At 63.3% G+C, this 24271-nt stretch carries 28 protein-coding genes and 1 pseudogene; 14 read left to right on the top strand and 15 right to left on the bottom strand.

Going from position 1 to position 24271, the window contains the following annotated elements:
* Window positions 1–234: 234 nt before the first annotated feature.
* From K8P63_RS06195 to K8P63_RS06215, 4 genes and pseudogenes are all read right to left on the bottom strand, one after another.
* Window positions 235–486 (bottom strand): DUF6894 family protein, encoded by a 252-nt coding sequence (locus K8P63_RS06195; protein WP_223798948.1) that lies wholly within the window; start codon window positions 484–486, stop codon window positions 235–237.
* Window positions 487–1022: 536 nt separating this feature from the next.
* Entirely contained in the window at window positions 1023–1823 is an 801-nt protein-coding gene (gene xth, locus K8P63_RS06205) for an exodeoxyribonuclease III (protein ID WP_223798949.1), read from the bottom strand.
* A gap of 46 nt (window positions 1824–1869) precedes the next feature.
* Window positions 1870–2466 carry a pirin-like C-terminal cupin domain-containing protein gene (locus K8P63_RS06210; RefSeq protein ID WP_223799757.1) on the bottom strand — a complete coding sequence of 199 codons (597 nt, stop codon included), beginning with the start codon at window positions 2464–2466 and terminating at the stop codon, window positions 1870–1872.
* Window positions 2430–2747: pseudogene (locus K8P63_RS06215) on the bottom strand (pirin family protein); the annotation flags it as partial. The gene K8P63_RS06210 and the pseudogene K8P63_RS06215, both read right to left, overlap by 37 nt.
* 134 nt (window positions 2748–2881) lie before the next feature.
* Here K8P63_RS06215 and K8P63_RS06220 point away from each other — a divergent pair.
* The 6 genes from K8P63_RS06220 (at window position 2882) to K8P63_RS06245 (ending at window position 6926) form a co-directional block, all read left to right on the top strand.
* Window positions 2882–3358, top strand: coding sequence for a hypothetical protein (locus tag K8P63_RS06220; RefSeq protein WP_223798950.1), 477 nt, complete (start codon window positions 2882–2884; stop codon window positions 3356–3358).
* Between the two features lie 5 nt (window positions 3359–3363).
* A complete protein-coding gene (locus K8P63_RS06225; RefSeq protein ID WP_223798951.1) occupies window positions 3364–3939 on the top strand; it encodes a peptidase S14 in 576 nt (191 codons plus the stop codon).
* A 40-nt stretch (window positions 3940–3979) separates the two neighbouring features.
* Window positions 3980–4159: a ComEA family DNA-binding protein gene (locus tag K8P63_RS06230; RefSeq protein WP_263282696.1), complete on the top strand. Its 180-nt coding sequence runs from the start codon at window positions 3980–3982 to the stop codon at window positions 4157–4159.
* Window positions 4160–4171: 12 nt separating this feature from the next.
* The gene (locus K8P63_RS06235; protein WP_223798953.1) at window positions 4172–4693 is read left to right on the top strand and encodes an inorganic diphosphatase; all 522 of its coding nucleotides are present in this window, start codon (window positions 4172–4174) and stop codon (window positions 4691–4693) included.
* A 73-nt stretch (window positions 4694–4766) separates the two neighbouring features.
* Window positions 4767–6170: a dihydrolipoyl dehydrogenase gene (locus K8P63_RS06240; protein WP_223798954.1), complete on the top strand. Its 1404-nt coding sequence runs from the start codon at window positions 4767–4769 to the stop codon at window positions 6168–6170.
* Window positions 6171–6215: 45 nt separating this feature from the next.
* Window positions 6216–6926, top strand: a complete 711-nt coding sequence (locus K8P63_RS06245) for a glutathione S-transferase family protein (RefSeq protein ID WP_223798955.1) — start codon at window positions 6216–6218, stop codon at window positions 6924–6926.
* A 198-nt stretch (window positions 6927–7124) separates the two neighbouring features.
* On the opposite strand, the gene K8P63_RS06250 is transcribed toward K8P63_RS06245, so the two are convergent.
* The 4 genes from K8P63_RS06250 to K8P63_RS06265 all read right to left on the bottom strand — a co-directional run bounded on the left by K8P63_RS06250 (window position 7125) and on the right by K8P63_RS06265 (window position 10338).
* A complete protein-coding gene (locus K8P63_RS06250) occupies window positions 7125–7778 on the bottom strand; it encodes a phosphatase PAP2 family protein (RefSeq protein ID WP_223798956.1) in 654 nt (217 codons plus the stop codon).
* A gap of 66 nt (window positions 7779–7844) precedes the next feature.
* Complete coding sequence (locus tag K8P63_RS06255) at window positions 7845–9122, bottom strand: cation:proton antiporter (RefSeq protein WP_223798957.1); 1278 nt, start codon at window positions 9120–9122, stop codon at window positions 7845–7847.
* 54 nt (window positions 9123–9176) lie between these two features.
* Window positions 9177–9791 carry a ParB-like protein gene (locus K8P63_RS06260; protein WP_223798958.1) on the bottom strand — a complete coding sequence of 205 codons (615 nt, stop codon included), beginning with the start codon at window positions 9789–9791 and terminating at the stop codon, window positions 9177–9179.
* A gap of 22 nt (window positions 9792–9813) precedes the next feature.
* Window positions 9814–10338 (bottom strand): DUF2721 domain-containing protein, encoded by a 525-nt coding sequence (locus K8P63_RS06265; RefSeq protein ID WP_223798959.1) that lies wholly within the window; start codon window positions 10336–10338, stop codon window positions 9814–9816.
* Window positions 10339–10367: 29 nt separating this feature from the next.
* Between K8P63_RS06265 and K8P63_RS06270 the strand changes: the two genes are divergently transcribed.
* Window positions 10368–10631 carry a DksA/TraR family C4-type zinc finger protein gene (locus K8P63_RS06270; protein WP_223798960.1) on the top strand — a complete coding sequence of 88 codons (264 nt, stop codon included), beginning with the start codon at window positions 10368–10370 and terminating at the stop codon, window positions 10629–10631.
* A 25-nt stretch (window positions 10632–10656) separates the two neighbouring features.
* On the opposite strand, the gene K8P63_RS06275 is transcribed toward K8P63_RS06270, so the two are convergent.
* Window positions 10657–11253: an arylesterase gene (locus K8P63_RS06275; RefSeq protein ID WP_223798961.1), complete on the bottom strand. Its 597-nt coding sequence runs from the start codon at window positions 11251–11253 to the stop codon at window positions 10657–10659.
* A gap of 438 nt (window positions 11254–11691) precedes the next feature.
* The gene (locus tag K8P63_RS06280) at window positions 11692–12177 is read right to left on the bottom strand and encodes a MarR family winged helix-turn-helix transcriptional regulator (protein ID WP_223798962.1); all 486 of its coding nucleotides are present in this window, start codon (window positions 12175–12177) and stop codon (window positions 11692–11694) included.
* A gap of 102 nt (window positions 12178–12279) precedes the next feature.
* On the opposite strand from K8P63_RS06280, the gene K8P63_RS06285 reads away from it, so the two are divergent.
* Complete coding sequence (locus tag K8P63_RS06285; RefSeq protein WP_223798963.1) at window positions 12280–12690, top strand: VOC family protein; 411 nt, start codon at window positions 12280–12282, stop codon at window positions 12688–12690.
* Between the two features lie 180 nt (window positions 12691–12870).
* Here K8P63_RS06285 and K8P63_RS06290 read toward each other — a convergent pair whose 3' ends face one another.
* Window positions 12871–13050 (bottom strand): hypothetical protein, encoded by a 180-nt coding sequence (locus tag K8P63_RS06290; RefSeq protein ID WP_223798964.1) that lies wholly within the window; start codon window positions 13048–13050, stop codon window positions 12871–12873.
* Window positions 13051–13235: 185 nt separating this feature from the next.
* Between K8P63_RS06290 and K8P63_RS06295 the strand changes: the two genes are divergently transcribed.
* Window positions 13236–16004: a PAS domain S-box protein gene (locus tag K8P63_RS06295; protein ID WP_263282697.1), complete on the top strand. Its 2769-nt coding sequence runs from the start codon at window positions 13236–13238 to the stop codon at window positions 16002–16004.
* Window positions 16005–16015: 11 nt separating this feature from the next.
* On the opposite strand, the gene K8P63_RS06300 is transcribed toward K8P63_RS06295, so the two are convergent.
* The 4 genes from K8P63_RS06300 to K8P63_RS06315 are packed head-to-tail and all read right to left on the bottom strand — an operon-like array spanning window position 16016 to window position 20146.
* Window positions 16016–16900, bottom strand: coding sequence for an alpha/beta fold hydrolase (locus tag K8P63_RS06300; protein ID WP_223798966.1), 885 nt, complete (start codon window positions 16898–16900; stop codon window positions 16016–16018).
* Window positions 16901–16941: 41 nt separating this feature from the next.
* Entirely contained in the window at window positions 16942–18045 is a 1104-nt protein-coding gene (locus tag K8P63_RS06305; RefSeq protein WP_223798967.1) for an NAD(P)-dependent alcohol dehydrogenase, read from the bottom strand.
* A complete protein-coding gene (locus tag K8P63_RS06310) occupies window positions 18042–19055 on the bottom strand; it encodes an SDR family oxidoreductase (protein WP_223798968.1) in 1014 nt (337 codons plus the stop codon). The genes K8P63_RS06305 and K8P63_RS06310 overlap by 4 nt, the downstream gene beginning before the upstream one ends.
* Window positions 19052–20146, bottom strand: coding sequence for a catalase family protein (locus tag K8P63_RS06315; protein WP_223798969.1), 1095 nt, complete (start codon window positions 20144–20146; stop codon window positions 19052–19054). The genes K8P63_RS06310 and K8P63_RS06315 overlap by 4 nt, the downstream gene beginning before the upstream one ends.
* Before the next feature lie 154 nt (window positions 20147–20300).
* Here K8P63_RS06315 and K8P63_RS06320 point away from each other — a divergent pair, with 154 nt between their 5' ends.
* The 5 genes from K8P63_RS06320 to K8P63_RS06340 all read left to right on the top strand — a co-directional run bounded on the left by K8P63_RS06320 (window position 20301) and on the right by K8P63_RS06340 (window position 24270).
* The gene (locus K8P63_RS06320) at window positions 20301–20876 is read left to right on the top strand and encodes an SRPBCC family protein (RefSeq protein ID WP_223798970.1); all 576 of its coding nucleotides are present in this window, start codon (window positions 20301–20303) and stop codon (window positions 20874–20876) included.
* 3 nt (window positions 20877–20879) lie between these two features.
* Complete coding sequence (locus K8P63_RS06325) at window positions 20880–22058, top strand: zinc-dependent alcohol dehydrogenase (RefSeq protein WP_223798971.1); 1179 nt, start codon at window positions 20880–20882, stop codon at window positions 22056–22058.
* Window positions 22059–22069: 11 nt separating this feature from the next.
* Window positions 22070–22855, top strand: a complete 786-nt coding sequence (locus K8P63_RS06330; RefSeq protein ID WP_223798972.1) for an SDR family NAD(P)-dependent oxidoreductase — start codon at window positions 22070–22072, stop codon at window positions 22853–22855.
* 37 nt (window positions 22856–22892) lie between these two features.
* Complete coding sequence (locus K8P63_RS06335; RefSeq protein ID WP_223798973.1) at window positions 22893–23711, top strand: alpha/beta fold hydrolase; 819 nt, start codon at window positions 22893–22895, stop codon at window positions 23709–23711.
* 76 nt (window positions 23712–23787) lie between these two features.
* Window positions 23788–24270, top strand: coding sequence for a DUF4142 domain-containing protein (locus tag K8P63_RS06340; protein ID WP_223798974.1), 483 nt, complete (start codon window positions 23788–23790; stop codon window positions 24268–24270).
* The last annotated feature ends 1 nt before the right edge of the window (window position 24271 follow it).

Consider the following 24271-nt stretch of genomic DNA (forward strand, 5'->3'; position numbering starts at 1 on the left):
TACAGTCGAGCGCCTCGGTGGCATGCCCGCCTGAGATTGATGCAAGTTAGTCGCGTCGGGCCTATCGTATAATTACCAAGATGCTCGAATTTATACTGAGCTAAGGTCTGGGACGCCATTCCTTATATAGTTTAGAAGGCGACAGTTTTAAATAGATACTTCCGAATATGCGCTGCGTGAAGTTGCCTCGATCGATTTCGTATATTCCGAGGAAGCCAGCTGCGGCAGCACCGCTTATGCCTGCTGCACATTGCCGGCCGCCGGCGCGTTGACCGCCAGCGCGATGATCTTGAACAGCATCATATTGTCTCGACCGGTTACCTCGACGCGGAAGTTGGTGTGCCCTGATAATAGTTCGGGTTGGTCGTGCAGGCATTCGCCGATGAAGCGGATTGCTTCCCTCCGTGCAGCGCTGTGGTTCGGAAGCTCAATTCCTTCCGTGTCACGCTGACGCGATCCATCGGCGGTATGGAAAAAGTAACGCATTGCGATCCTCGCTCGCTTGGGCAGCGGGAATGCAACCGGCAAACGCCAACGAGCGGCGCGCCGACTCTTTCCCCAGGAGCCGTAAACCGACATCCGGAAGGACGCGCTCTTCCGCGACGCGTACGCTCGAGTTCAGTCCGCTTAGGCCGTCCTGTTGTACCGGACGATGGGCAGCGTGCTGCAGTTTCGCCTGTACCTCGGACGCCACTCGAACCAGTCAGCGTAGGGTGTGTTCCTGGCCATATGCCGGTTCAAATCGGGTGCTCCATGCGTCCACCATACCGGACCGCGTTCGCCCAACGCGATCTTCCTGTCGACAGCGGCGTGCGCCATTTCTTCCGCTTGCCGGTCGTTGGAACGCCTCGCGGCACCGACTGCGCGTCTTGCGTCCATCAACTGTCGGACGAGAGCCGCGCGACGCTCGTCCGCCAAGTGCGGATTGGCGGCGCGCCACAGTCGACCGCGCACGACGATGTATCGGCCATCCGGCGTCGTCGGCGGTGACGAGTCTGAGCCCCTTCTCATCGACGAAAGGCTCACGGCTTACGTCGGCTGCCGACCGTCTTGTCTGCGAGCTCGATCCAGACCGGCGCGTGATCGCTCGTCTTTTCCCAGCCGCGCACGTGCCGGTCAACCTGGGCGTCAGCGAGCCGTTTCGCCAGATCCGGGCTCAGCAGAATATGATCGATGCGCAGGCCGGCGTTCCGCGCATAGGCATTTCGGAAATAGTCGAAGAAGGTGTAAATTGTCTCGCCTGGGTGGATCGTCCGCAGGGCGTCGGTCCACCCTTGGTCGATCAGGCGAGCAAAGGCGGCGCGGACTTCCGGCGCGAACAACGCGTCGTCCAGCCAGCGCTCCGGCTTGTAGACGTCGCGCTCGGTCGGCATTACGTTAAAGTCCCCGAGCAATACGACGGGCGCGCCGCTCGCAAGCAGGTCCGCGGCATGCTCGATCAGTCGCTCGAACCATGCCAGCTTGTAGTCGAACTTGGGCCCCGGGCGCGGATTGCCGTTGGGCAGATATAGGCCGGCGATCAGGATGCCGTTCACCGCCGCTTCGATGTACCGACTCTGTTTTGCATCGGGATCGCCCGGCAACCCCCGGCGAGTCTCGTGGATCTCCCCGACACGGCTCAGCATCGCGCCGCCGTTCCAACTCTTCTGCCCATGCCAGATCACATCGTATCCAAGGTCGCGGATGGCGGCTTCGGGGAAGTTGTCCTGCTGAGCCTTCAGTTCCTGCAAGACCACGATGTCTGGCTGGCCCTCGACCAACCAGCGCAGCAACACCGGCAGCCGACCATTCACGCCGTTGACGTTGTAGGTCGCGATCTTCACGCGCGTCTCTCGAAGAGACCTATCGTTGTTCTCACAGCCGCTCGTGTCATGCTCCCACACTCGACAGCGTTCCAGTCCCGTTGAACTTGCCAGCCTGATAATCGCCGATCGCTTGGCTGATTTCTTCCCGCGTGTTCATCACGAAGGGTCCGTGCGAAACCACGGGCTCTCCGATCGGGTCAGCATGGCCAAAAAGCAGCACCGCGTCGGTGGAAGCACCCAAGACGATCGAGTCGCCGTCGCCGTTGAAAGTGACGAGATGCCATTGGTCGACGACCTCGCCGGCAACTGCGATCTTTCCGGAAATGACGCGAGCAGGACTGATCGATGGGCGGGCGCGGGTAATGCGAGGCGTGCGCCGGCCTCGAGCCGCGTTGTCGTCATGAAGACGTCGGTAAGCGACCGGATCGGGCCGACATGCCCTTCGAAATCGCCGGAAATCAGGTTGAGCGTTCCCTTGCCGTCGGCAATCGGCAGTGCGGGGATCTCGTCTACCTGCAACCCCGTGTATGCGGGTTTCGTCATTTTCAACCGCGCTGGAAGGTTGACCCAGAGCTGCACGATCTCCAGCGGGCCGCCCGTTCGCTTGAAGGAGGGCGTCGAGATTTCGGCGTGGATGAGCCCGGAGCCTGCAGTCATCCATTGTATGCCGCCCGCTTCGATGACGCTTTCGTGCCCGCCGGTGTCGTGGTGCGCGAGATTGCCCGTCAAAACGAAGGTGACGGTCTCGAAGCCGCGATGCGGATGCGGCCCGAACGGGAGCCCTCCATTGCCGGGTGCATATGTCTGTGGCCCGTGATGGTTGAGGAACAGGAACGGGTCGACTTGTTCCAGTCCGGGCGCCGGCACTGGGCGGCGGGTCGTCAGGTCGGCAATATCGTCGCGATAGGCGGGATGCAGAGCGGAAATGCTTCGCGAGGTCATGTGCCGGTCTTAGGTTCTTACGTCGAAAGCGTCGACTAGCGGCGTCGCGTAATCATCGAACAAGATTTTTCCGGCTGCCCGTCACCATCGCGCTCAGCGGTGCGTTTGCTGCGCTGCAACATGAAGGATCGTATATGACCGTCGCGCGCAATCTTTTGGCTCTGTGGGGTTGGCCGCTGGAATCGGTGAAGCTCGGGACGGCAATGATGGAGACGATGGTCGGCGCGCAGAGCGTAATTTTCGCTCGGCTGCCGGTCATAGGGATGGCGTTGACCGATCCGTTGAACGCGGACCACCGCGAACTCGGACGCATGATGACCGAGAAGGTGTCGGCCTTCCGGACTTCGGGCAAATCCGTTGGAAAGGCCGGCGGACTGGCGCGAGAGGCCGCGACATCCAACGCAAAGGCGTTCCATGCGCTGGTAGGCGGCGGCTTGCTTTGGCCAGCGGACTGGATGCGGCTGTTCGAGGCAAACCTCGCTGCAGCAGCGGCGCTAGCGACGCTTCCCGCAATCGCCCTTGCACCACTCCATCAGGGCGTGATTGCCAATGACAGGCGGCTGCGCGGCTCGAATTCTGCCCGTGCGCGTTCAAGCCGGCCGACAGAATAGACAGGATGATGATGTCTGCCGCGACCTTGACCGCCTCCGACTTCCGCAACCCAGCGATCATGCTGTGCGACACGGTCGACTACGCGATGTACGAGAGCGTCCGGTCGCAGCTGGCGAATGCGCCCGACGAGGGCATCGTGGTGGTGGAGCTTTCGACGCTCGGCGGCGATCCCGAGGTCCCGCGGATGATGGGCGAGGACGTGCGCTTCCACAGCGAGCTGGAGCCGGAGCACCGCTTCGTCTTCCTCGGCAAGGCGGCGATCTATTCGGCGGGCACAACCTTTATGAGCTTCTTCGCACCCGAGAACCGCTATCTCACCCGCGGAACTCGTCTGATGGTCCATGAGCGCAAGCTCTCCAAGCAGCTGGCGATCGACGGCCCGCTCACGACCTGCATCGCGACGGTCAAGGCGACGCTCCACGAGATCGAGGCCTCGATCGTGATTCAGAACGAGGGGTTCGAGAACCTCATCCGCGGGTCGAGCGTGACGATGGACGAGGTGCTCGAGAAGGCACCCTCCAACTGGTACATCGAAGCCGCCGAGGCGCAGACCCTCGGTCTCGTCGCGGCCGTCCTGTGACGATGCCGTGCCCAACCGGGTCGGTCCGATGAAGGTCGACGTGAACAGCGCGGATCAGCAGGCGCTGGACGACGTGCCGGGGTTGAAGGGACACGGCTTCGAGATCGTGCGCTACCGCGAGGAGCGCGGGCGCTTCTCGGATCTGCGCCAGCTCGACGAGGTGCCGGGCCTGTCGGGCAAAGTGGACGACGCCACGCGGGCGGGACTGACCGTCGGATGAGGCTCGGGCAACATGGCTGATCTGACGAGGATCGATCCCCGGCTGGACGAGGTGGGCTTCACATGCCGTGTCGTCATCGAGACACCGAAAGACAGTCGGTCGAAGTACACCTACGATCCCGAACTTCAGGCTCTAGAGCTGTCCGGCCTGCTGCCGACGGGAATGAGCTTCCCGTTGGATTTCGGCTTCGTGCCGTCGACATTGGCCGGGGACGGAGACCCGATGGACGTCTTGGTCGTGGGCGACGAGCCGAGCGCGCCCGGTTGCATCGTCCATGTGAAGCTGCTCGGCGTCATCGAGGCGGAGCAGACCGAAAAGGGCGTCACCGTCCGCAACGACCGACTGATCGCGAGGACGGCCCTCTCGATCAACTACCGCCACGCGAAGGGCATCGAGGACTTGGGCGCCAACTTTGTCGATCACCTCGGCCGCTTCTTCGTCAGCTACAACGAGCTGAAGGGAAAGACCTTTTCGGTCATTGGCACCGGCGATGCAGCGCGCGCCGTCGAATTGCTGAAGGCCGCTCGCAACTAGCCACCCCGCCGGGCCCACCTGGCGCTCCCGTCTGTTGAGAACCGAAGCCAACAGACGAGGACATCATCCAACCGTGAGCGACATCGAGTGCGACGTGGCCGTCATCGGCGCGGGAACCGCCGGCCTTTCCGCCGAGCGGCGCGCGCGCCAGGCCGGAGCCAAGACGATCCTCATCGATCCCGCCTTCATCGGGACAACCTGCGCGAACGTCGGCTGCATGCCGTCGAAGCTGCTGATAGCCGCCGCTCGGACGGCGCACATTGCCAGGACATCGGAGGCTTTCGGGATTCGGACCGAGGTCGTCGTCGACGGTGCCGCCGTCATGCGTCGCGTCCGCCGCGAGCGCGACCGCTTCGCGAAGGCCACGCGGGACGAGATCGCCAAACTTCCCGACGGCGTCGTGGTGAAGGCCACGGCGCGCTTCGTGGATGGGAGAGCGCTGTCGCTCGATGACGGCAGGACGGTGCGCGCCACGGCTATCATCATCGCGACGGGTGCGCGACCATCTGTTCCAAAGTCGTTTGACGGGATCTCCGACTTGGTTCTCACGAACGAGACGATCTTCGAATTGGAGAGCCTGCCGGCGACGCTGGCTGTGATCGGCGCGGGGCCGCTCGGTCTCGAACTCGCGCAGGCGATGGCGCGTCTGGGCGTAGCGACAATGGTGTTCGATGAAGGAGATACGATCGGTGGCCTCAAGGGTGACGTAGCCGGGAAGCTCGAGATCGCGCTTTCCAAGGAACTCGACGTCCATCTCGGCGTGAAGATCGAGACGACCACGGTGGACGGCAAAGCAAGACTGGTCTGGTCGGGTGCGTCCGAAGGCCATCAGACCTTCGAACGCGTGCTTGTCGCCGCTGGCAGGCCGCCTGCGCTGAAGGAACTCGACCTCGAGGCGACGGGAATCGAACTCGATGAGCATGGCACGCCCGTCTTCGATCGCGAGACGATGCGATGCGGGGACAGTCCGATCTTCATGGCCGGGGACGCAGATGCCGACCGGCCGGTCCTCCACGAAGCCTCGAGCGAGGGCGCGATCGCGGGAGCGAACGCGGCCAAGCTGCCGGAGGTCGTGAAGGCGCGGCGAAACGTGCCTTTCTCGATCATGTTCACCGACCCTCCTGTGGCTGTCGTGGGGCGCAAGGCTGGCGACGACGTGGTCACGGGACGCGCCAGTTACGAGGATCAGGGCCGGGCCCGCGTCGAGAACCAGACCACCGGCCTCGTTGAGCTCTATGCCGACCCGGGCGACGGACGCCTGCTGGGCGCGACGTTATTCTGCCCAGGTGCCGACCATCTCGGTCATCTCCTCGCCTGGTCGATCGAGGGTGGTTGCACCGCCGACGATCTGCTCGATCGGCCCTTCTACCATCCGACCTTCGAGGAGGGTCTCAAGCCCGCGCTCCGATCGATCTGCGAGCAGGTCGGCGTCCGGCTACCCGACGTGAGCGACGAGGGCGGACCGCCAGGCGCCTGACACATCCTCGAACATCCAACCAACGGCATCTCTAAGAGGCTTATCATGATCACGCTGCACCACCTGAACTTCTCGCGGTCGACGCGCGTCCTCTGGCTGCTCGAGGAACTCGGCCTCGACTACGAGCTGAAGACCTACGAGCGCGACCGCAACTTCCGCGCGCCGCCCGAACTCTCGACCGTGCATCCGCTCGGCAAGGCGCCGATCCTGGTCGATGACGGGCTGGTGCTGGCGGAATCCGCGACCATTCTGCGCTTCCTCGAGGGCAAGTATGCCGACGGCCGGCTCGTTCCGGCGCCCGGCACACCCGACCGCGCCATCCACGACGAATGGCTGGATTACGTCGAAAGCTCGGCCGCGCTTCCGGCGATGTTCACGCTGCTGGGCGCGAAGACGGGTGGGCTGTCCGCAGGGCTCGCCGGATTCACCGGTCCCGAACTCACCAAGGCGCTGAACTTCATCTCGGACCGCGTGAAAAACCGCGATTACATCATGGGCGATCGGCTGACGCTCGCCGACATCCAGATGAGCTATCTCGTGGCGGCGCTCCGCAACGCAGGCCAACTCGAGGCCTATCCGGCCCTAGCGGCCTATCTGGAACGGCTGGAGGCGACGCCGGGTCTGCGAAAAGCGATTGAAATCGGCGGTCCGATGAGTCCCCCGCGAACGCCTAGCCGCCAAGCCCCCGAACTATCGGGGGCCGACAGCCTACTCCGCCTTCGGTGCGCGCGCGATCACGGCTTCGGCGGCGCGTAGGCGCGCCTTCCACGTCTTCACGGACGGGTGGGCTGCGGAGAGATCGGCAAGACGGCCCTTGATCTGAGCGACCTCGCGCTTGGCGGCGTCCAATTCCGCTGGCGTCGGCGGGGGCTGGATATTCGCCCATGCGCGTGCGCCTGTCCGACCGTTTGTCTTGCTCATGACCGGTGCCGTTCTTCCGGATGCCGTCTTGCGTCAAGCCAATGCCGATTGATGCACCTTACGCGAAGCCACGTTGCTGCCGCTCCCGGATGAATTTCGTGCCGATGTCCACCGGGTCACCGCACCGGAAACCAAACCATCGGCAAGGAGCCCGACGACCATCCCCGCCGCGACATCCGAGGGATAGTGCTTGCTGCGCGGAACCTGGATCAAGCCGACCGCCGCGGCGCCGGCGTAGGCCGCGAGGCTATGCTCTGGATATTCGCGGACGAACGCCCGCGCGACAGCCACAGCACCGGCCGTATGCCCGGACGGGAAACTGTTCATCTCAGAGGCGCCGTCGCTGCCCGCGTGACGCTCGTAGTTGCGACCTTCCGCAACCGCCTTCGGCCGGGTCCGGTCGACACTATGCTTGATCAGGCCCTTCAACCGCGTGGATAGCAGTTGCGTGACCAGCATCCGGAAGCCGGCCTTCGCCATGCGGCGGTTCCCAGTGATCAAACCGACGCCCAGGGTGGCCACGCAGATCGTGTTGAGCTGGGGCTGGTCGGCCAGCTCACTCAAGGTCCCCAGAGCACGGACCACCGGCGACTTGCGCGCAGGCGCGAGCTTCTGGGCGACCTTGACGTCCGCCCGTTCCGGCTTCGAATGTTTTGCCATTGCCCCACAATGATCGGCCAGCAGCATCGTTGCTGCCGATCCGACGGCCCTCACCGATTTCCGGAACCTTCGCCTCAGTCTAGATGGGGCTCACTAGCCCGAACGGGCAGGCGCCGACGTTTCGAACTCCGCGTGGTCCGACTTGTGGCCGTGCTTCCTCCTCAGCCGGTCGGCGTGATCCATCAGGGGCGTCGATAACATGCCATGGACGACGATCGATACGAGGATGGCTGCGGCCGCGACGCTCCAAAGGCGCTCGTGCTCCGGAAAGAGTCCGGAGTGGGTGGCGAACAGGAGGTAGTAGATCGTGCCGATGCCGCGGATGCCGAAGATGGCGATGAGGCGCTTGGAATTCTTCGGCGCCGTTGATCCCAGGAAGGCGAGTCCAGTCGATATCGGACGGAAGACGAGCAGGATGGCCACCGCCAGAGCCCCGGCCTGCCACGTCAGTTCGGACAGGATACCTTGACCGAGGGCCCAGCCGAACAGCACGAGCACCAGCATCACCAGGATGCGTTCGATCTGCGAAGCGGAGTCAGCCATCGTCTCGTGGAATTCGTCGTGGGGAGAGGCGTGCCGGATCGTCAGGGCCGTCACGAAGACCGCGATGAAGCCGTTGCCGTGCAGCAGGACGGTGGCGGCATAGCAGACGAAGGTGGCGCCGATCGCTACCAGCCCGTCGCCGGTATCCGACAGCTTGAGGCTGGGCAGACGGAACATTAGCCAGCCCATCAACCGGCCGAGCAGTAACCCGATGACCACACCGATCGCGATCTCGGCGGCGAAGGTGGCGCCTGCCCAATGGACCCAACCGACCGTGCCCGTCTTGAGCGCCATGGCGAGAACCACGAACGGGAAGGCGAGACCGTCATTGAAACCGGCCTCCGCGGTCAGGCCGAAGCGGGTTTCACCGTCCTCACCGGCACCAGGCGGTCCCGTCTGGACGTCGCCGGCAAGGACGGGATCGGTCGGAGCCAGGGCTGCCGCGAGCAGCAGCGAGGCGGCGGCTCCGAGGCCAAGACCCCAGTGCGCGCTTGCGAACACCAGAACCATCGTGATCGGCATCGCGACGAGCAGGAGACGCCATGGCGTGCCCCATGCCGCCCAGGAGAAGGGACGGTCGATCCTGAGCCCCGCACCCATCAGCGCGAGAAGCATTACTGCCTCGCCGATCTTCTCCGCCGCGTCCAAGGTGGCTGCCGCGTCGAGCCTGACGTGCAGCAGCGGGACGAACGAGGCGGCATAGCCCAGCGCGACGCAGACGATGGGAACCGATAGGGGCACCGACTTGAGGACCAGCGGCAGCCAAGAGACCAGCAGGACGAGGCCTCCACCGATCAGGAGAAGGACGAGGTGATGCGGGTCGGTCATTCCTAAGGAACGCCGCCCGCCGCGACTTGGACCATTCGACTCCTGCCGGTCAGGTCAGTCGTGAGGACCCGCCCATCCCGGAAGATACTGGGCATCTGGCTTGCGGGCGAACTTCAAGGCCTTCGCGACCGCATCGTCGAAATCGCGCTCTACGAGATCAAGATTAACCTTCCGGCGGAGGAAGTCCGCCCAGAGGAATTCCGAAAAGGGCGTGTCGTCCTTGGCGTAGCCTCCCGCGCGGCGCAGCTCTCCCGCAAGTGACCGGTAGGGATCGTCGCTCAATTGCTCGATGTGCTTGGGTATCTTGGAGACGCCTTTGCGATGCCCCTTCTCATTGAAGGGGTGCAGCCAGTTCCGGTTATCCATGAAGGTCTCGAACTGACGCCCGCCGAGATGCGACAGATCGGCGACCACGCGCACCAGAACCTGCTCGACGCCCTCGTCGTGGAGTGCGCGGGCAAGATGGTGGTTGTCGATCAGCCAACGGTGGTTCTTGGGGCCGATCACGACCGGGATCATGTGCTGTCCGAGATATTCGAGACCCGACTTTTCGGCGCGAGCGCGCCACTCGCCGCGTTTGCGCGCCACCTCCCGCAGCCCGACCGTCATCTGCGTCGGGCGGAGCGCGTCGATGGCGATGGGATGAAGCAGGGGTTCGCGGTCGAGCATGGTTTGATCAATCCTTGGATGGCTATTCGCCCGAGCTTCCCTCGGCGAGTTCCCGCACCGACCGTCCGGACAGCAGGGTTTCGAATGCGAAGGCGCCGAGGGCCATCACCGAGAAGACCAGCGCGCCACCGAACAGCGCGAAGAGGAGCAGCCCGCCGCTGGCGTTCCGGAGCGCGCCGAAGAAGAGCGTGAGCGCGGCGCAGCAGGTCAGCGCGCCGGCGATCGTCACGAGGACCACCGCGACATCCAAGGCCCGCGACCGCAGCTTGAGGATGTGAAGCTGCCGCGGATGAGACTTGGCATCCTCGGTCAGCTTGTCCACGCGGTCGGCCACCCGTCCCAGCCTCGTCGTGAAGACGTTCAGGAGCGAGGCCAGGCCTGTCAGGAGGAAGATCGGCGTGAGCGCCAGCTGGACGACGTGCGCTGCGTTGTTGAGCGAGGAAGCAATCATTCCCGCGTGAACGCGCGAGGAGACAATGTGATCAGCCGGTGTGTCGTCCCACCGACGGGAAGGACGAGCATCGGAACAGGCCGCGCCGTTCGTCATTGAATACGCTCAACCCTTTCGAGATGACGATGGCGAATGGATGGGCCCCCGACGGCGCGGTGCAGGATCAGATCGACGACACTGTAAAGGATGCGGTCTCGGCCGCCCGCGCCCGCATGCCGATCGGTGACGGGACGGAGGATTGCGACGATTGCGGCGAGACGATCTCCGCAGCGAGGCGGAAGGCGCTTCCGGGCGTCAGAACGTGCGTGGCGTGCCAGAGCGAACGCGACAAGAAGCGGACTTCAACCGGCATCAATCGCCGTGGGAGCAAGGACAGCCAACTGCGCTGACCACACGCCTAGGCGAAGCCCGGTGCTACGCGGCCTGTACGTTAGGCGTGTCCAAGGCAGACAAGACGTGAGGTGCAACGGCTGCTGCACACATCGATATCGCCCTCGCATTCGGGTGGACGCGGTCGGCGAGAACCATCGCCGGATGCCCGAGAACACCTTCGGGGAAGAACCGACAGGTCTTGAGCCCGAACCGCGCCGCGACCGCCGGGAAGACCGACCCGTAATCGCCTAGAAGATGCCCGAGGAAGGCAGGAGGTTCGATCGTCGCGAGCAGCGAGGGGATCCCGCACCGTCCGAGCTCCTCGATGATCGTCTCGAGATTGGCTTTGAGGTGCGCGGCCGGCACGCGCCGGAGCACGTCGTTCGCTCCCAGTTCCACCACCGCGAGCTGAGGCCGCTGGCGCAGCGAAGAAAGCAGATCCGGCAAGCGCCGCAGGGCTCCCGCCGACGTGTCTCCGGAGACACCCGCGTTGATCACGGCAGTATCGGGCATGGTCTTCCGCAGCTCCCGCTCGAGCTGAGCCGCGAAGCTCTCGTGCCGTTCAAGACCATGTCCCGCGGTAAGGCTGTCGCCGAGGGCCAGAATTAGCGGGGAGGGATGTCCGTCGTTGCGATGCATCCCGCCCAAATGGGGTTTGCGAGACACAATTCCACGTCGGTGGCGGTAAACCGAGGCCGACCCTCCCGAGCTTGATGCTGTTCTTAGGCCGTCGCAGTCGTGGCTGAAGCCCAGCCGGACAGCGAGATTTTCGGGGTCGCTGGCTGGCGAAATGCGCCCGGCACCAGCTATGTCGGTGGAAATGGAGTTTGAAGTAATCGAGCGAGCGGCTGTCGCTAAGGTCTCGGACAGGTTCGACCTCGACTTCGTCGTGATCGACGTCGAGACCGCCTGCTCGAATGACCGAAGTTATGATGCGCGTTTTGATCCTTCTGGGGCATCGAATGACAGTTTCAACCCAAACTGGGTCAGTCGCGAACTGTCTCCCGCATCCCGAAAGCCGCCATCATTCAGGCGTTGGTTTCTTGATCCGAGAACGAGGAGCAGGCAACGGCTCCGTCAAAGCCCAGTCAGCAATTTCTTGAGAAGTCGGTTTAAATTGTTCTGCTCCGCGACGGTCAGAATCGAGATCATTCGCTCCTCCATCGCAACCATTTTGCCGATCATGTCGTCAATGATCTCGAGGCCGGTGCCGGTCAACGCGACCTGCCGACCGCGGCCGTCTTCGGGGTCCGGCCGCCTTTCGATCAGGCCAGCCCGTTCCAGTTTGTCGAGGCGTGAGGTCATGCCGCCCGACGAGATCAGAGCCGCTTCGTAGAGCTGTGTCGGCGTCAAAGAGTAAGGTTTACCCGAGCGTCTTAGCGGGGTTAGGACGTCGAACTCTCCGACTTTCAATCCAGCCTCCGCGAGAAGCGGGTCCATATGGTCGCGCGTCACGCGCGCGGCGGCGTCCAGCACACGACCAAAGATCTCCACCGCCAGCATCGGCAGTTCGGGGCGCTCACGTTGCCATTGCCTCGCCGCAGCCTCAGCGCGATCCACCATAACTATCTCCTTCTCGAAACTGTCTTGACGTCAAGATAGTTTCGATGCTTCGTTCGTCGTGCAACGCGGCCGTTCGGACCGCAATAGGGATTAGGGGTCAGCATGAGCAGGATGATTTTCGTGAACTTGCCAGTGGCGGATCTGGCAAAGGCCCGGATCTTCTACGAAGCCATTGGTTTCACCAACAATCCGCGATTCAGCGACGACACGAGCGCCTGTATGGTGCTGACCGAAGTGATCAACGTCATGCTTATGACCCACGCGAAGTGGCAGACATTCACCAGTCGTCCCATTCCGCCTTCGACCTCGAGCGAGGTTCTGCTGGCGGTTTCGTGCAGTAGCCGCGACGAGGTAGATGCGATGAACGAGGCGGCAGCCGCTCATGGCGGCACTGCGGACATCAATCCTAAGCAGGATCACGGCTTTATGTATAATCGCAATCTCGCCGATCCCGACGGCCATGTCTGGGAAGCGATGTGGATGGACATGGCTGCTGCCCCGGGCGGAGCTTAAAAGCTGCTGAGTCACAATATCCCAATGCGGGTCATTGCTGCGTCTTTGTCGGTAACGCTCTGAGACTTCACGTTCGGCAACAGTCACTTAGAGGTGAACCCGGCTACCTCCGAGGCACCCATTCCGCGATCATCAGCTAAGCGTCTCGCCGGGCAGAACGAAGCGCCGACGATCGACAATTCAACGCTTGGATCGTTCTAACGCCGTAGCAAGTCTTTTGCTTTCAGCGACGACGACGTCAGCGGCGCGTAGTACATCCATCAAAGCCTGAATGTTTGGATCACCCGCGCGAGCGGAGAGTTCGCCATACAGCGCGTCCAGCTCGGCTTGCGTCCTTTCCACATCGGCGATCGAATCCATTAGCGGAATTTACCGGGGCTCCAATCTGGTGGAAAGCCCGCTCTAGCCGCATCGAACCCTAACGCTGATTGAGCGTTCGGTAACCAGAAGTCCGATCAACTAACGGGCAGCAATAGATATACCGTCGGTCGAGGCGGAGACTGAGGTTGTGGGTGCTCGGACAGAAAAGTGAACGTCGGTATCGCATGATCGTCGAGAGCGCGGTCGATTTTGCAATCGTCGCGACGGATACGAGCGGAAAAATCACCGAGTGGAATAGCGGCGCTGAGAAGGTACTTGGCTGGTCCGCCGACGAGATTTGCGGCCAGCCTCTGGACCGTTTCTTCACACCGGAGGATCGCGTCGCTGATCGTCCAGCGATCGAGATGAGGCTTTCCCTCACCGAAGGACATGCTGCCGACGAACGATGGCACTTGAAGAAGGACGGCACTCGCTTTTGGGCGAACGGGGAGATGATGCCGCTCCACGATGACGAGGGCAACCACACTGGTTTCGTGAAGATCCTGCGAGATCGCACCGATCAGCGCGATGCGGCTGCGGCGCATCAGGCCGATGCCGAGTTCCTGCGGAGCGTCCTGGCGTCCTCCGGAGACTGCATCAAAGTTCTCGATCTCGATGGCCGCCTGACGTTCATGAGCGAGGGCGGTCAACGCGTCATGGAGGTCAGCGACTTCAACGCCGTCGAAGGATGCCCGTGGCCCGATTTCTGGGAGCGGGAAGGAAACGCGCACGCGAAGGCTGCTCTGGTCGAAGCGCGGGCGGGCCGATCCTCGAGCTTCCGGGGCGACGCCGCCACGCTCAAGGGCAATTGGAAGTCGTGGGACGTTCAGGTCACCCCCATCCTCGACGCGGACGGGCGGCCATCCCGAATTCTAGCGGTCTCCCGAGACGTGACCGAGCACAGACGCGCCGACCGCTTGCGATTCGGTCTGGCGGATCTCGGCGACCGGCTCCGCACCGAAGCCGATGTCGATACGATGCAGGCGGCGGCTTCCGAGGTCATCGGAAAGGCGCTCGGCGTCGATCGGGTCGGCTATGGATCGATGGAGGAGGATGGAGAGACCTTCACGGTTCCGACCGACTGGACCGTGCCAGAGTGCCCATCGCTCGCGGGCACCTATCGGATCGACGACTACGGCGATTACGCGGTCGATCTGAGAGCGGGGTCGACCGTCGTCATCGACGACATACGACGGGATCCCCGCACGTCTGCGAACCCGGAGCCACTGGCGAAGGTCTGGGTCGGCTCGCTCATCAACCACCCGGTGATGGAGAATGGACGCATCGGCGCGATCCTCTTCGTCAACGACAAGGATGCGCGCGAATGGCGCGAAGACGAGATCGAATTCGTGCGCGAGGCTGCGGATCGGCTGCGACAGGCCAGCGAGCGGCGGCGGGCCGAGTTGGAACTCAGCGAGCTTAACAAAAGACTGGAATCCGAGGTCGAGGCCCGAACAGCCGACCGCAACCGGCTGTGGTCGATGTCCGCCGACATCATGCTGGTCGCTGGTCTCGATGCCCGCATTCACGCCGTGAATCCGGCGTGGGAGCGCGTTCTTGGCTGGACGGAGGACGAATTGGTCGGGACAAGCCTGTTCGACCTGATCCATCCCGACGATCTCGCGCATACCGTCGAAGGTGCTAGCGCCATCGGTGAAGGCAGGACGCTGCTGCGCTTCGAAAACCGGTATCGTGAGAAGAATGGCGGCTATCGGTACATCAGCTGGACGGCGGGCCCCGGAGATGGGCTGATCGTCGCGGTCGGCCGCGACACGACGATCGAACGTGCACAGGCGGAAGTGCTCGCCGAGACTGAGGAACAGCTTCGCCAGAGCCAGAAGATGGAGGCGGTGGGCCAGCTGACCGGCGGTGTGGCCCACGACTTCAACAACCTGCTGACCGTGATCCGTGGTTCGGTCGATCTCCTGCGACGTCCCGATCTGCCGGAAGTCAAACGCCAACGCTATATCGATGCCGTCTCCGACACCGTCGACCGCGCTGCCAGGCTCACAGGACAGTTGCTGGCGTTCGCGCGACGCCAGTCGTTGATCCCGGCGATATTCGACGTGCGCACCAAACTCGGCGGTGTCGGCGATATGCTGGATACCGTCACCGGAACTCATATTCAGGTCGCGACCGATCTTCCCGACCATCCCTGCTACGTCCGCGCTGACGCAAGCCAGTTCGAGACCGCTTTGGTAAACCTGTCGGTCAACGCCCGGGACGCCATGGACGGACTTGGGCGTCTGGAGATTCGGGTACGATGCGGCGTGGCCCTGCCACCCATCCGTGGGCACGGTGGATCGTCCGCGCCGTTCACGTCTGTCTCGGTTCGCGACACCGGCGTCGGCATCCCTCCCGACCAATTGGGCCGGATCTTCGAACCCTTCTACACGACCAAGGAGGTCGGCAATGGCACCGGACTAGGGCTCAGCCAGGTCTTCGGTTTCGCAAAGCAGTCCGGCGGCGACATCGACGTCCAGAGCACGGTCGGCGAGGGCACGATCTTCACCCTCTATCTGCCCGAAGTGCTCGAACCCGAATTGGCGCCCGAAGTGGAAGAGAAGCCATCCGCTGCTCCCATCGGCGCGGGACTGAAAGTGCTGATCGTCGAGGACAACGTCGAGGTCGGACAGTTCTGCACGCAGGTGCTGGAGGATCTTGGCTATCGAACGGAATGGGTGCCGAACGCCGAAAACGCGCTGGATCTCCTAGGCGACGACGGAGATGGCTATGATGTCGTGTTCTCGGATGTCGTCATGCCCGGCATCGGCGGTCTCGCCTTGGCCGAGAAGTTGCGGACGAAACTGCCCAATCTTCCGGTGATCCTCACATCGGGCTACAGTCATGTTCTGGCGACCGACAGCGATCACGGCTTCGAGCTGCTTCATAAGCCGTATTCGGCGGACATGCTCGGCCAGACGCTTCGCAAGGTGAGTCGGCGGTTTACGTAGCCAGGTAGTGATCATGGACGCTGGCCGGTCACGAACGCCAGGGCCAGCTCGGCAACGGCCTGCGGATTCTCACGCTGCGGGAAGTGTCCCACCCCGGCCAGACCTATCATTTCAAACGGGCCGGTGAACTTCGCCGGAACCTTGTCGAAACTGTCCTGCGCGGTGACACCGTCGACATCGCCGTTGGTGAAGAGGGTCGGCAATGACAGGGACTTTGTCGCCTTGATCCTGTCCTCGAGCCAGACGCTGCGCGGATCCGGCTCGGCGTTGTCCCAACGGGACCGATAGCTGTGAAGCGTCACGTCGACCCAGTCGGGATTGTCCCAGGATCGTGCGACACGCGCGAATGTCGCTTCGTCGAACCAGCCTGTCGGCGCCCAGTTCTCCCAATGGATATGCGCGAAGCCGTGCGGGTCGGCGCGCACGGCTTCGGCTCCGCGCTCGGTCGCCATGAACCAATGATACCAGTAACGCTGGGCCTGATGGAACGGCGGCGTCGGCATGCCGCCAAGGCGCGGCGGTGTGGCGAGCATGGTGATACGCGTGATCCGGTCAGGCCAGCCGACGGCAAGCGCTTCGGCAATGTTCGATCCCCAGTCGTGGCCGATCACAGCGGCTGCCTCGACGCCGAGCGCGTCGAGCAGCTCGATCATGTCCATCGCATGGATCGCGCTGTTGCCCGTGCGCGGCGCCTCGGCGGTTCTAAACACCGACTGTCCGAACCCACGCAGCGTCGGCACGATCACGCGGAAGCCCGCCATTGCCAATGTTGGCGCCACGCCGTCCCAAGTCGAGGCGTCGTCGGGCCAACCATGCAGGAGAAGGACCACGTCGCCGGTCGGCGTCCCTGTTTCCTCGTAGTGGAGCGAGAGATCCTCGGTTTCGACAGTCGGCATCCGACCTCCCCGGCTGATGAAGATTAAAAGGATCGACGAGATCAGGCCTCAGCCATCTCACTCTTCAGACTGGCCATGTCGATGACGTACCGGAACCTCACGTCGCCGCTCTTCAAGGTCTTGTAGGCCTTGTTGATGTCCTGGATCGCGACCAGTTCGACATCAGGCGCGATGCCCTTCTCAGCACAGAAGTCGAGGATCTCCTGCGTCTCCGCGATACTGCCGATCAGCGAGCCGGCGAGGCTGCGGCGGTGCATCACCACCTCCTCGTTGTTATAGCCAGGCATCGGACCGAGTTCTCCGACCGCGACGAAGGTGCCGTTGCGCTTCAGGGTTGGAATGAACGGATCTGACTTGTGCTTCTCGGGCACCGTCGAGAGGATGAAGTCGAAGGTTCGCTCGAGCTTCTTGAGCGCGTCGGTGTCGCTTTCCAGCACGCCCTTCGCGCCGCGCTTCTCGGCCTCTCCGATCTTCTCATCGGTGGTCGTGAACATGGTCACCTCGGCACCAAGCGCCTTGGCGATCTTGAGCGCCATGTCGCCGAGACCGCCGAACCCGACGATCCCCACTTTGTCGCCGGCTTTCACGCCCCAATGCTTCATCGGCGAATAGGTGGTGACGCCCGCGCAGAGGATCGGCGCCGCAGCCTCGATCGGTAGCGAGGCAGGGATCTTGAGGACGAAATCCTCCTTCACGACGACGACGTTGGAATAGCCACCGAACGTGTTGTCGCGGCCATACATGTTGCCGCCGTCCGGCGCCTGCGAGGCTGGGACCATTGGGCCGTTGTAAGTTGCGAGCCAGCTGTTCGGCCCTTCGCAATATTGCTCTTCGTGGGCGTGGCAGGGTTCGCAGGACCGGCAGCTGTCGATCATGCAACCGACGCCGACCAGGTCGCCGCCCTTGTGGAGGCTGACCCCGGACCCGACGCGGGTCACGCGTCCGACGACTTCATGGCCGGGCATGCAAGGATAGACCGTGTTCGCCCAGTCATTCTCGCACTGATGGACGTCGGAGTGGCAGACACCACAGTAGAGCACCTCGATCTCGACCTCTCTGGGCCCTGCCTCCTCGCGCTCGAATTTCATCGGCTTCAGGCGGCTGAAGCTGTGCTGGGCTGCATAGCCCATCGCCTTGATCGTCATGTCGATGCTCCTCGGTTTCGATAGCGGGATGCGGCCCAGACCAAGCCCCCAAGCAGGGCGAGCCCGGCAGTGGAGATGACCGCCGGATGTCGCGAGACGGGCGCGTAGAGACTGATGCGTCGCCCGGTTTCGTGGACCGATCGTTCGGCGCCGCCGCGTCCGGGTTGATCCAGATTGTCGCCAGAGGTTTTGGGACGATCGGGATCGGACAGCAGCGGCGCGACCGCTCCGCCAAAGCGCGCGTAGAGGCCGGGAAAGTGCGTCGCCGCCAACACTTGCAGTCGACCGATGCCGCCCACGGTCACATCGCGGCGTGGATTTTGGGCCGCGTCGAGGATGGCCTCCGCGACAAGGTCTGGGTCGTTGACCGGCGGTGGGATCAGCGCCTCACCGTCCACATGGTTGGCGGCATGCTCCGCGATCGGCGTGTTCGTGCCGGATGGCTTGATCAAAGTGACCGAGATCGGCGCCATCTCGGAGTTGAGTTCTATCCGCAAGGATTCAACATATGCCTTGGCAGCATGCTTGGACGCGGCATAGGCACCCATCACCGCCGACGGAAAGTCGGAGGCGATCGAGCCCACCGTGATCAGAGCGCCGCCCCGCGCGCGCAGATGTTTGACCGCCGTAAGCGCGCCGTGGACCACCCCGAAGTAGTTGGTCTGGATAAGCCGCTCGTGTTCATGAGCCGGCGTGTCCACCAGCTTCGCGTAGATCGCGACGCCGGCGCAGTTCACCCAGGTGTCGATCCGACCGAAGCGTTCGACGGCCAAGCATGCGGCTGCCTCGACATCAGCCAGAACGCCGACATCGGCGACCGCGTAGACAGCGCGTCCGCCCTTCGCCGAGATGCCGTCGACGATCGAGGAGAGCGCCGCCTCGGTGCGGGCGACGAGCACGACCGCGGCGCCCCGCCTGGCGGCCGCGCGGACAGTGGCGAGGCCGATCCCGGAGCTGGCGCCCGTGATCAGGACCACCTGCTCGGAAAGCGGCCTCAGGCGGACGCTCATTCGGAGTCCAGATCCTCAAGCTGCTTGATCTGGTGCATTGGGCAGCCGTTGGTTCGACTGCGGAGGCCGCCGGAGAATTCGTAGGCCTGTCGCCGAGCGCGGTTGACCGAGCCGAGGGGTTGATGAGCCGCCAGGCCATGCCACGGGCTGAAGTAGAGGCTGTCTTCCTCGCGATCGCTGCGGCCGTGCTCCCACGCCACCTGCGGTTCGACGCGGAACGTCGCCACGGTCTGGAAGGGGCTTTCCTTATCATCCCAGGGCTTGGTCGGATCCTCGACGGGCATCGTTTCTAGGTTGCGGCAAAGCTGCACCCGCAGCTCCCAGGTTCCACCGTTCTCGACAATCACCTCGCGAACGTCCTCGCGCAGGGCGTCCGGCCGATCGCCGACGTTGACCTTGGCGCCAGTCACTTCGGTCAGTCCGGTCGAAATCGGCACGAGCGCAAACTTCGCGATGTATTCGCCGTAGCGGTAGGCGGTCTGAGAGAAATAGGTCTCGCCAAGCGGATGGACTTCGGGTGCGCCGCCGAGCTGCGACAGCAGGACCGAGCTGCCGCCGACCGCCTCGAGCGCACCCTCGAGCACGCGCAGTGTCGCCGACCAGGCCTTCTTAAGACCTTCGCCCTTGTCGGTCGTGGCGGCGAGCAGCTTCAAATTCTTCAGGAACGCGGCCGGGGTCGGGGCGCCGAACACGGGACCGTTGACCATCAGGAAGTCCTGGTCGCCGTCGTCCGATCCGGGCAGGCGCTCGCCGGGAACACCGAGCACCTTCAGCGCTATGCCGCGCGGCGCGCTGACACCGTCATCGAGGATGTCGCCGGGCGCCGTCGATATGCGAAGCACCGTCTCATAGGTTCCAGGATTTGCGAACAGGCCCTGGGCAAGTTCCACGGGAAGTGCGTTGGACACGGTAAGCGATCCGCGCACGATGCCGTGGCCCTCGGCATGGACGCCACGGACGGCCCGCCCATAGTCACGGGTCGTGGTGTCCATGATCTTCTGAAACGTCTGTTCCAGACCGTGGATGGCTTCCGCCTCGTCCGGTGACGGCTGTTCAACGGAAGGGACGTAGCGAATGGGCGATGCGGTCATGCTAGATTTCCTTGGCAGATCGCACAGCTATCCGGCCGCCCGGACCGAATTACCGCGCGTCCTAAATACTTGTCACGACTAGATTTCGGGAAGGAAACGAGCGGAACTCCCCAGTGTTCCGGGCGCTTTGAGGGGCATATTTCAGGAGACAGAAATGCCGGAGCCAGCGGACGACGACGCGCCTATTGCGGCGTCGAAGCGGCATGATGCCGCAACGGACCTCACCGACAGCTTGATCGATGGAAAGGGCGGCGCGATCACCGCGCGTGCCGTGACGATCAATCGCCCGGTTGCCGATCTCTATTCCTACTGGCGCGATCTCTCGAACCTGCCGTCCTTCATGGACAATGTCGTGTCGATCACCCCCAGCGGCGATCGTTCGCATTGGGTCGTCAAGGCGCCGGGCGGCAAGACCGTCGAATGGGACGCGCGCATCACCGAGGACCGGCCGAACGAACTGATCGCCTGGGCGTCGGAGGACGGTGCTGACGTTGCCAACAGCGGCCGGATAGAATTCCGGGACGCCGGCGCCCGCGGCACGGTGGTGACGGCGACCATAGCGTACGATCCGCCCGCCGGCGTGGTCGGCAAGATCATCGCCAAGATGTTCCAGCGCGAGCCCGCCATCCAGGCGCGCCGTGACCTCCGGCGCTTCAAGCAGCTGATGGAAACCGGAGAGATCGCGACGTCGTCGTGGACCAAGAAACAACTCGAAGAAGAGAAGGCCTGATCGATGCGCGCACTGGCATGGCACGGCAAGCATGACGTCCGCGTCGACACGGTCGACGATCCCGAGATCCTCAATCCGCGCGATGCGATCATCAAGGTGACGGCGACCGCGATCTGCGGCTCCGATCTCCACCTCTACGATGGCTACATTCCGACCATGAAGGCCGGGGACGTGCTGGGCCACGAATTCATGGGCGAGGTGGTCGAAGTTGGGCCCAAGTCCAATCTCAAGAAGGGCCAGCGCGTCGTCGTGCCGTTCACGATGGCGTGCGGCAGCTGCTACCATTGCGGCAAGCATCAATATTCGGCCTGCGACAATGCGCTCCCCGCCGACAATCAGGATATCGCGCAGGAGCTGTACGGCCAGCCGATGAGCGGCCTGTTCGGCTACAGCCACATGACCGGCGGCTATGCCGGCGGTCAGGCGGAATATGTCCGCGTGCCTTTCAGCGATGTCGGCCCGATCGTGATCCCAGACGGGATCGAGGACGAGAAGGTGTTGTTTCTCTCCGATATCCTGCCGACCGGCTGGATGGCGGCGGAGAATGCTCAGATCGAACCAGGCGACACGGTCGCGGTATGGGGCTGCGGCCCGGTCGGCCTGTTCGCAGTGCAGTCCGCCTTTTTAATGGGAGCCGAGCGCGTGATCGCAATCGACCATTTCCCGCATCGGCTGGAACTGGCGAAGAAGTTCGGCGCGGAGACGATCAACTTCGAGGAAACGGCGACCTATGAGGCACTGATGTTGATGACCGGCGGGATCGGCCCCGATGCGGTGATCGATGCGGTCGGCCTCGAAGCGCACGGCTTCTTCGTCGATAACGTGCTCGATCAGGTCAAGAAGACGCTCATGCTGGGCACGGATCGCCCGCACTCGATCCGCCAGGCGATTATCGCCTGCCGCAAGGGCGGCCGCGTCTCGATGCCGGCCGTCTACGGCGGCTTTATCGACAAGTTCCCGCTCGGCGCCTTCATGGAGAAGGGGCTTACGCTCAAAACGGGCCAGACCCACGTCCAGCATTATATGCCGGCGCTTCTGGCCGCGATCCTCGAAGGCAAGATCGATACGACCTTCCTGATCTCGCACCGCATGGATCTGGAGGAGGCCCCTAAGGGCTACCAGATGTTCCACGACAACCAGAATGAGGTGACCAAGGTCGTCCTCAAGCCCGGTCTCAACTGAGGACTTCCGACATGGCTGATAAATTCGCGATCATCACCGGCGCCTCGACCGGCATCGGCTTTGAACTGGCGACGCTGGCGGCAAAGGATGGCTATGACATCCTGGTCGTCGCGGACGAGCCTTTGATCAACGCGGCTGCAGAGGACTTTAAGCAGTTCGGCACGCAGGTAACCTCGGTCGAGGCCGATCTTTCCACGATCGATGGCGTCGACAAACTGCTCGCTGCCGCAGGGGGCCGGCAGATCGATCTGCTTTGCGCCAACGCGGGGCATGGCTTGGGGCACGCCTTTCTCGATCAACAGGTCGCCGACTGGCGCCATGTCATCGATACCAACATCACCGGCACGCTCTATCTGGTGCAAAAGGTGCTCCCGGCGATGGTTGCGCGTAATGCCGGCAAGATGCTCGTGACGGGCTCGGTTGCAGGCTACATCCCCGGTGCCTTCCAGGCTGTCTACAATGGCACCAAGGCCTTCGTGGACAGCTTCACCGAGGCGCTGCGCAACGAGATCAAGGACAGCGACGGCGTCACGCTGACAACGCTGATGCCGGGACCGGTGGACACCGAGTTCTTCGATCGCGGCGACATGCTGGACACATCGGTCGGCGCCGATCCGAACAAGAGCGATCCCGCCGATGTGGCGAAGGACGGATGGGATGCGGTCATGTCCGGCAAGGCGTCGATCTTCTCCGGCTGGAAGACGAAGATCCAGGGCGTGCTGGCCAACGTCACTCCTGGTTCCGTGCTTGCCGAGCAGCACCGCAAGATGGCCGAGCCGGGCACCGCGAACGAGTGAGCCCCGGGTCCGCCGAAAAGCATTTAGGAGAACGAGAGTGCCAACGATCGACGCAAAAGACGGGACGAAGCTGCATGTGAAAGAATCGGGAACTGGTCGGCCCGTGGTTCTCATCCACGGCTGGCCGCTGACCGGCGATATGTTCGAATATCAGACGCTGGCGCTTCTGGAGTCCGGCTACCGCGTGATCACCTACGATCGCCGGGGATTCGGTCAGTCGGGCCATCCGCTGTTGGGCTACGACTATGACACGTTCGCCGACGACCTTGCCGCCGTCCTCGATGGGCTCGACGTGTCGGGTGCCACGCTGGTGGGCTTCTCGATGGGTGGCGGCGAGATCGCGCGCTACCTTTCGCGACATGGTGCCGCGCGCATCGCCAAGGTCGCGCTCGTCTCGTCGGTCGTGCCGTATTTGCTCAAGACCGACGACAATCCTGACGGCGTCGATCAGAGCGTCTTCGAGGATATGAAGGAGCAGATCCGCAAGGACCGCTTCGCCTTCCTCGGCAGTTTCGCCAAGCAATTTTATGGCGTCGGCCTGGTCTCGAGCCCGGTCAGCAAGGAATTGCTCGACTGGACCTTCATCCTCGCCGTGATGGCGAGCCCCAAGGCGACGCTCAACTGTGTCGACGCCTTCGGCAAGACCGACTTCCGCCCCGATCTGGCGTCCTTCACGGTCCCGACCCTGGTGATCCACGGCACGTCCGACAAGGTCGTGCCGATCGACGCCGCCGGTCGCGCCGCCGCCAAGGGGATCTCGGGCGCCACGCTCGTCGAATATGATGGCGAGCCGCATGGGCTGCACGCCACCGTGCCGGATCGCCTGAACCAGGATCTGATCCAGTTCATTGGGTGATGGCGCCCACGACCATTTCGGCAGCTGAACGATCACCTTCGGCCAGCGTTGGGCAATGAAACAACAGGAGAGACTAATGACTGGTAAGCTATTCGCAGGCGCGGCTTTCGCGCTTCTCGCCACCGCCGCCTTCGCCGATACGCCCAAGCCTTCGGAATTCGTCGAGAAGGCCGGCGCTTCGGACACGTTCGAGGTCGATTCCGCCAAGCTGATGACGACCTCGAAGAACCCGGCCGTCGCCAAGTTCGCTCGGGCGATGATCGCCGCGCACACCAAGAGCACGACGATGGTCAAGGCTTCGGCGAAGGCCGATCACCTGATGGTCAAGGCGCCGTCCCTGACGGTCGGCCAGCGCACCGACATCACGGCGTTGAAGGCGGTGCCTGCGGGCAAGACCAAGGATGATCTTTACATCAAGCAGCAGAAGGCGGCGCATGAAGACGCTCTCGCTCTGATGAAGGACTATTCGATGCACGGCAGCGCGCCACATCTGAAGGCAACGGCGGCAGAGATCGTGCCGGTCGTCGAGATGCATGCCGGGATGCTCGCACACATGTGAC

Source organism: Sphingomonas nostoxanthinifaciens (genome assembly GCF_019930585.1).
Classification (GTDB): Bacteria; Pseudomonadota; Alphaproteobacteria; order Sphingomonadales; family Sphingomonadaceae; genus Sphingomonas_I; species Sphingomonas_I nostoxanthinifaciens.

What these genes read in the sequence shown, in the direction of transcription:
- K8P63_RS06275 (WP_223798961.1), bottom strand. Translation starts at nt 11,253, where the DNA reads ATGCATCGCAACGACGGACATCCCTCCCCGCTAATTCTGGCCCTCGGC.
- K8P63_RS06315 (WP_223798969.1), bottom strand. Translation starts at nt 20,146, where the DNA reads ATGACCGCATCGCCCATTCGCTACGTCCCTTCCGTTGAACAGCCGTCA.
- K8P63_RS06330 (WP_223798972.1), top strand. Translation starts at nt 22,070, where the DNA reads ATGGCTGATAAATTCGCGATCATCACCGGCGCCTCGACCGGCATCGGC.
- K8P63_RS06265 (WP_223798959.1), bottom strand. Translation starts at nt 10,338, where the DNA reads ATGACGAACGGCGCGGCCTGTTCCGATGCTCGTCCTTCCCGTCGGTGG.
- K8P63_RS06195 (WP_223798948.1), bottom strand. Translation starts at nt 486, where the DNA reads ATGCGTTACTTTTTCCATACCGCCGATGGATCGCGTCAGCGTGACACG.
- K8P63_RS06210 (WP_223799757.1), bottom strand. Translation starts at nt 2,466, where the DNA reads ATGGATGACTGCAGGCTCCGGGCTCATCCACGCCGAAATCTCGACGCC.
- K8P63_RS06285 (WP_223798963.1), top strand. Translation starts at nt 12,280, where the DNA reads ATGAGCAGGATGATTTTCGTGAACTTGCCAGTGGCGGATCTGGCAAAG.
- K8P63_RS06300 (WP_223798966.1), bottom strand. Translation starts at nt 16,900, where the DNA reads ATGCCGACTGTCGAAACCGAGGATCTCTCGCTCCACTACGAGGAAACA.
- K8P63_RS06310 (WP_223798968.1), bottom strand. Translation starts at nt 19,055, where the DNA reads ATGAGCGTCCGCCTGAGGCCGCTTTCCGAGCAGGTGGTCCTGATCACG.
- K8P63_RS06245 (WP_223798955.1), top strand. Translation starts at nt 6,216, where the DNA reads ATGATCACGCTGCACCACCTGAACTTCTCGCGGTCGACGCGCGTCCTC.
- K8P63_RS06220 (WP_223798950.1), top strand. Translation starts at nt 2,882, where the DNA reads ATGACCGTCGCGCGCAATCTTTTGGCTCTGTGGGGTTGGCCGCTGGAA.
- K8P63_RS06295 (WP_263282697.1), top strand. Translation starts at nt 13,236, where the DNA reads ATGATCGTCGAGAGCGCGGTCGATTTTGCAATCGTCGCGACGGATACG.
- K8P63_RS06305 (WP_223798967.1), bottom strand. Translation starts at nt 18,045, where the DNA reads ATGACGATCAAGGCGATGGGCTATGCAGCCCAGCACAGCTTCAGCCGC.
- K8P63_RS06250 (WP_223798956.1), bottom strand. Translation starts at nt 7,778, where the DNA reads ATGCTGCTGGCCGATCATTGTGGGGCAATGGCAAAACATTCGAAGCCG.
- K8P63_RS06290 (WP_223798964.1), bottom strand. Translation starts at nt 13,050, where the DNA reads ATGGATTCGATCGCCGATGTGGAAAGGACGCAAGCCGAGCTGGACGCG.
- K8P63_RS06270 (WP_223798960.1), top strand. Translation starts at nt 10,368, where the DNA reads ATGGCGAATGGATGGGCCCCCGACGGCGCGGTGCAGGATCAGATCGAC.
- K8P63_RS06225 (WP_223798951.1), top strand. Translation starts at nt 3,364, where the DNA reads ATGATGATGTCTGCCGCGACCTTGACCGCCTCCGACTTCCGCAACCCA.
- K8P63_RS06325 (WP_223798971.1), top strand. Translation starts at nt 20,880, where the DNA reads ATGCGCGCACTGGCATGGCACGGCAAGCATGACGTCCGCGTCGACACG.
- K8P63_RS06280 (WP_223798962.1), bottom strand. Translation starts at nt 12,177, where the DNA reads ATGGTGGATCGCGCTGAGGCTGCGGCGAGGCAATGGCAACGTGAGCGC.
- K8P63_RS06320 (WP_223798970.1), top strand. Translation starts at nt 20,301, where the DNA reads ATGCCGGAGCCAGCGGACGACGACGCGCCTATTGCGGCGTCGAAGCGG.
- K8P63_RS06235 (WP_223798953.1), top strand. Translation starts at nt 4,172, where the DNA reads ATGGCTGATCTGACGAGGATCGATCCCCGGCTGGACGAGGTGGGCTTC.
- K8P63_RS06255 (WP_223798957.1), bottom strand. Translation starts at nt 9,122, where the DNA reads ATGACCGACCCGCATCACCTCGTCCTTCTCCTGATCGGTGGAGGCCTC.
- K8P63_RS06340 (WP_223798974.1), top strand. Translation starts at nt 23,788, where the DNA reads ATGACTGGTAAGCTATTCGCAGGCGCGGCTTTCGCGCTTCTCGCCACC.
- K8P63_RS06260 (WP_223798958.1), bottom strand. Translation starts at nt 9,791, where the DNA reads ATGCTCGACCGCGAACCCCTGCTTCATCCCATCGCCATCGACGCGCTC.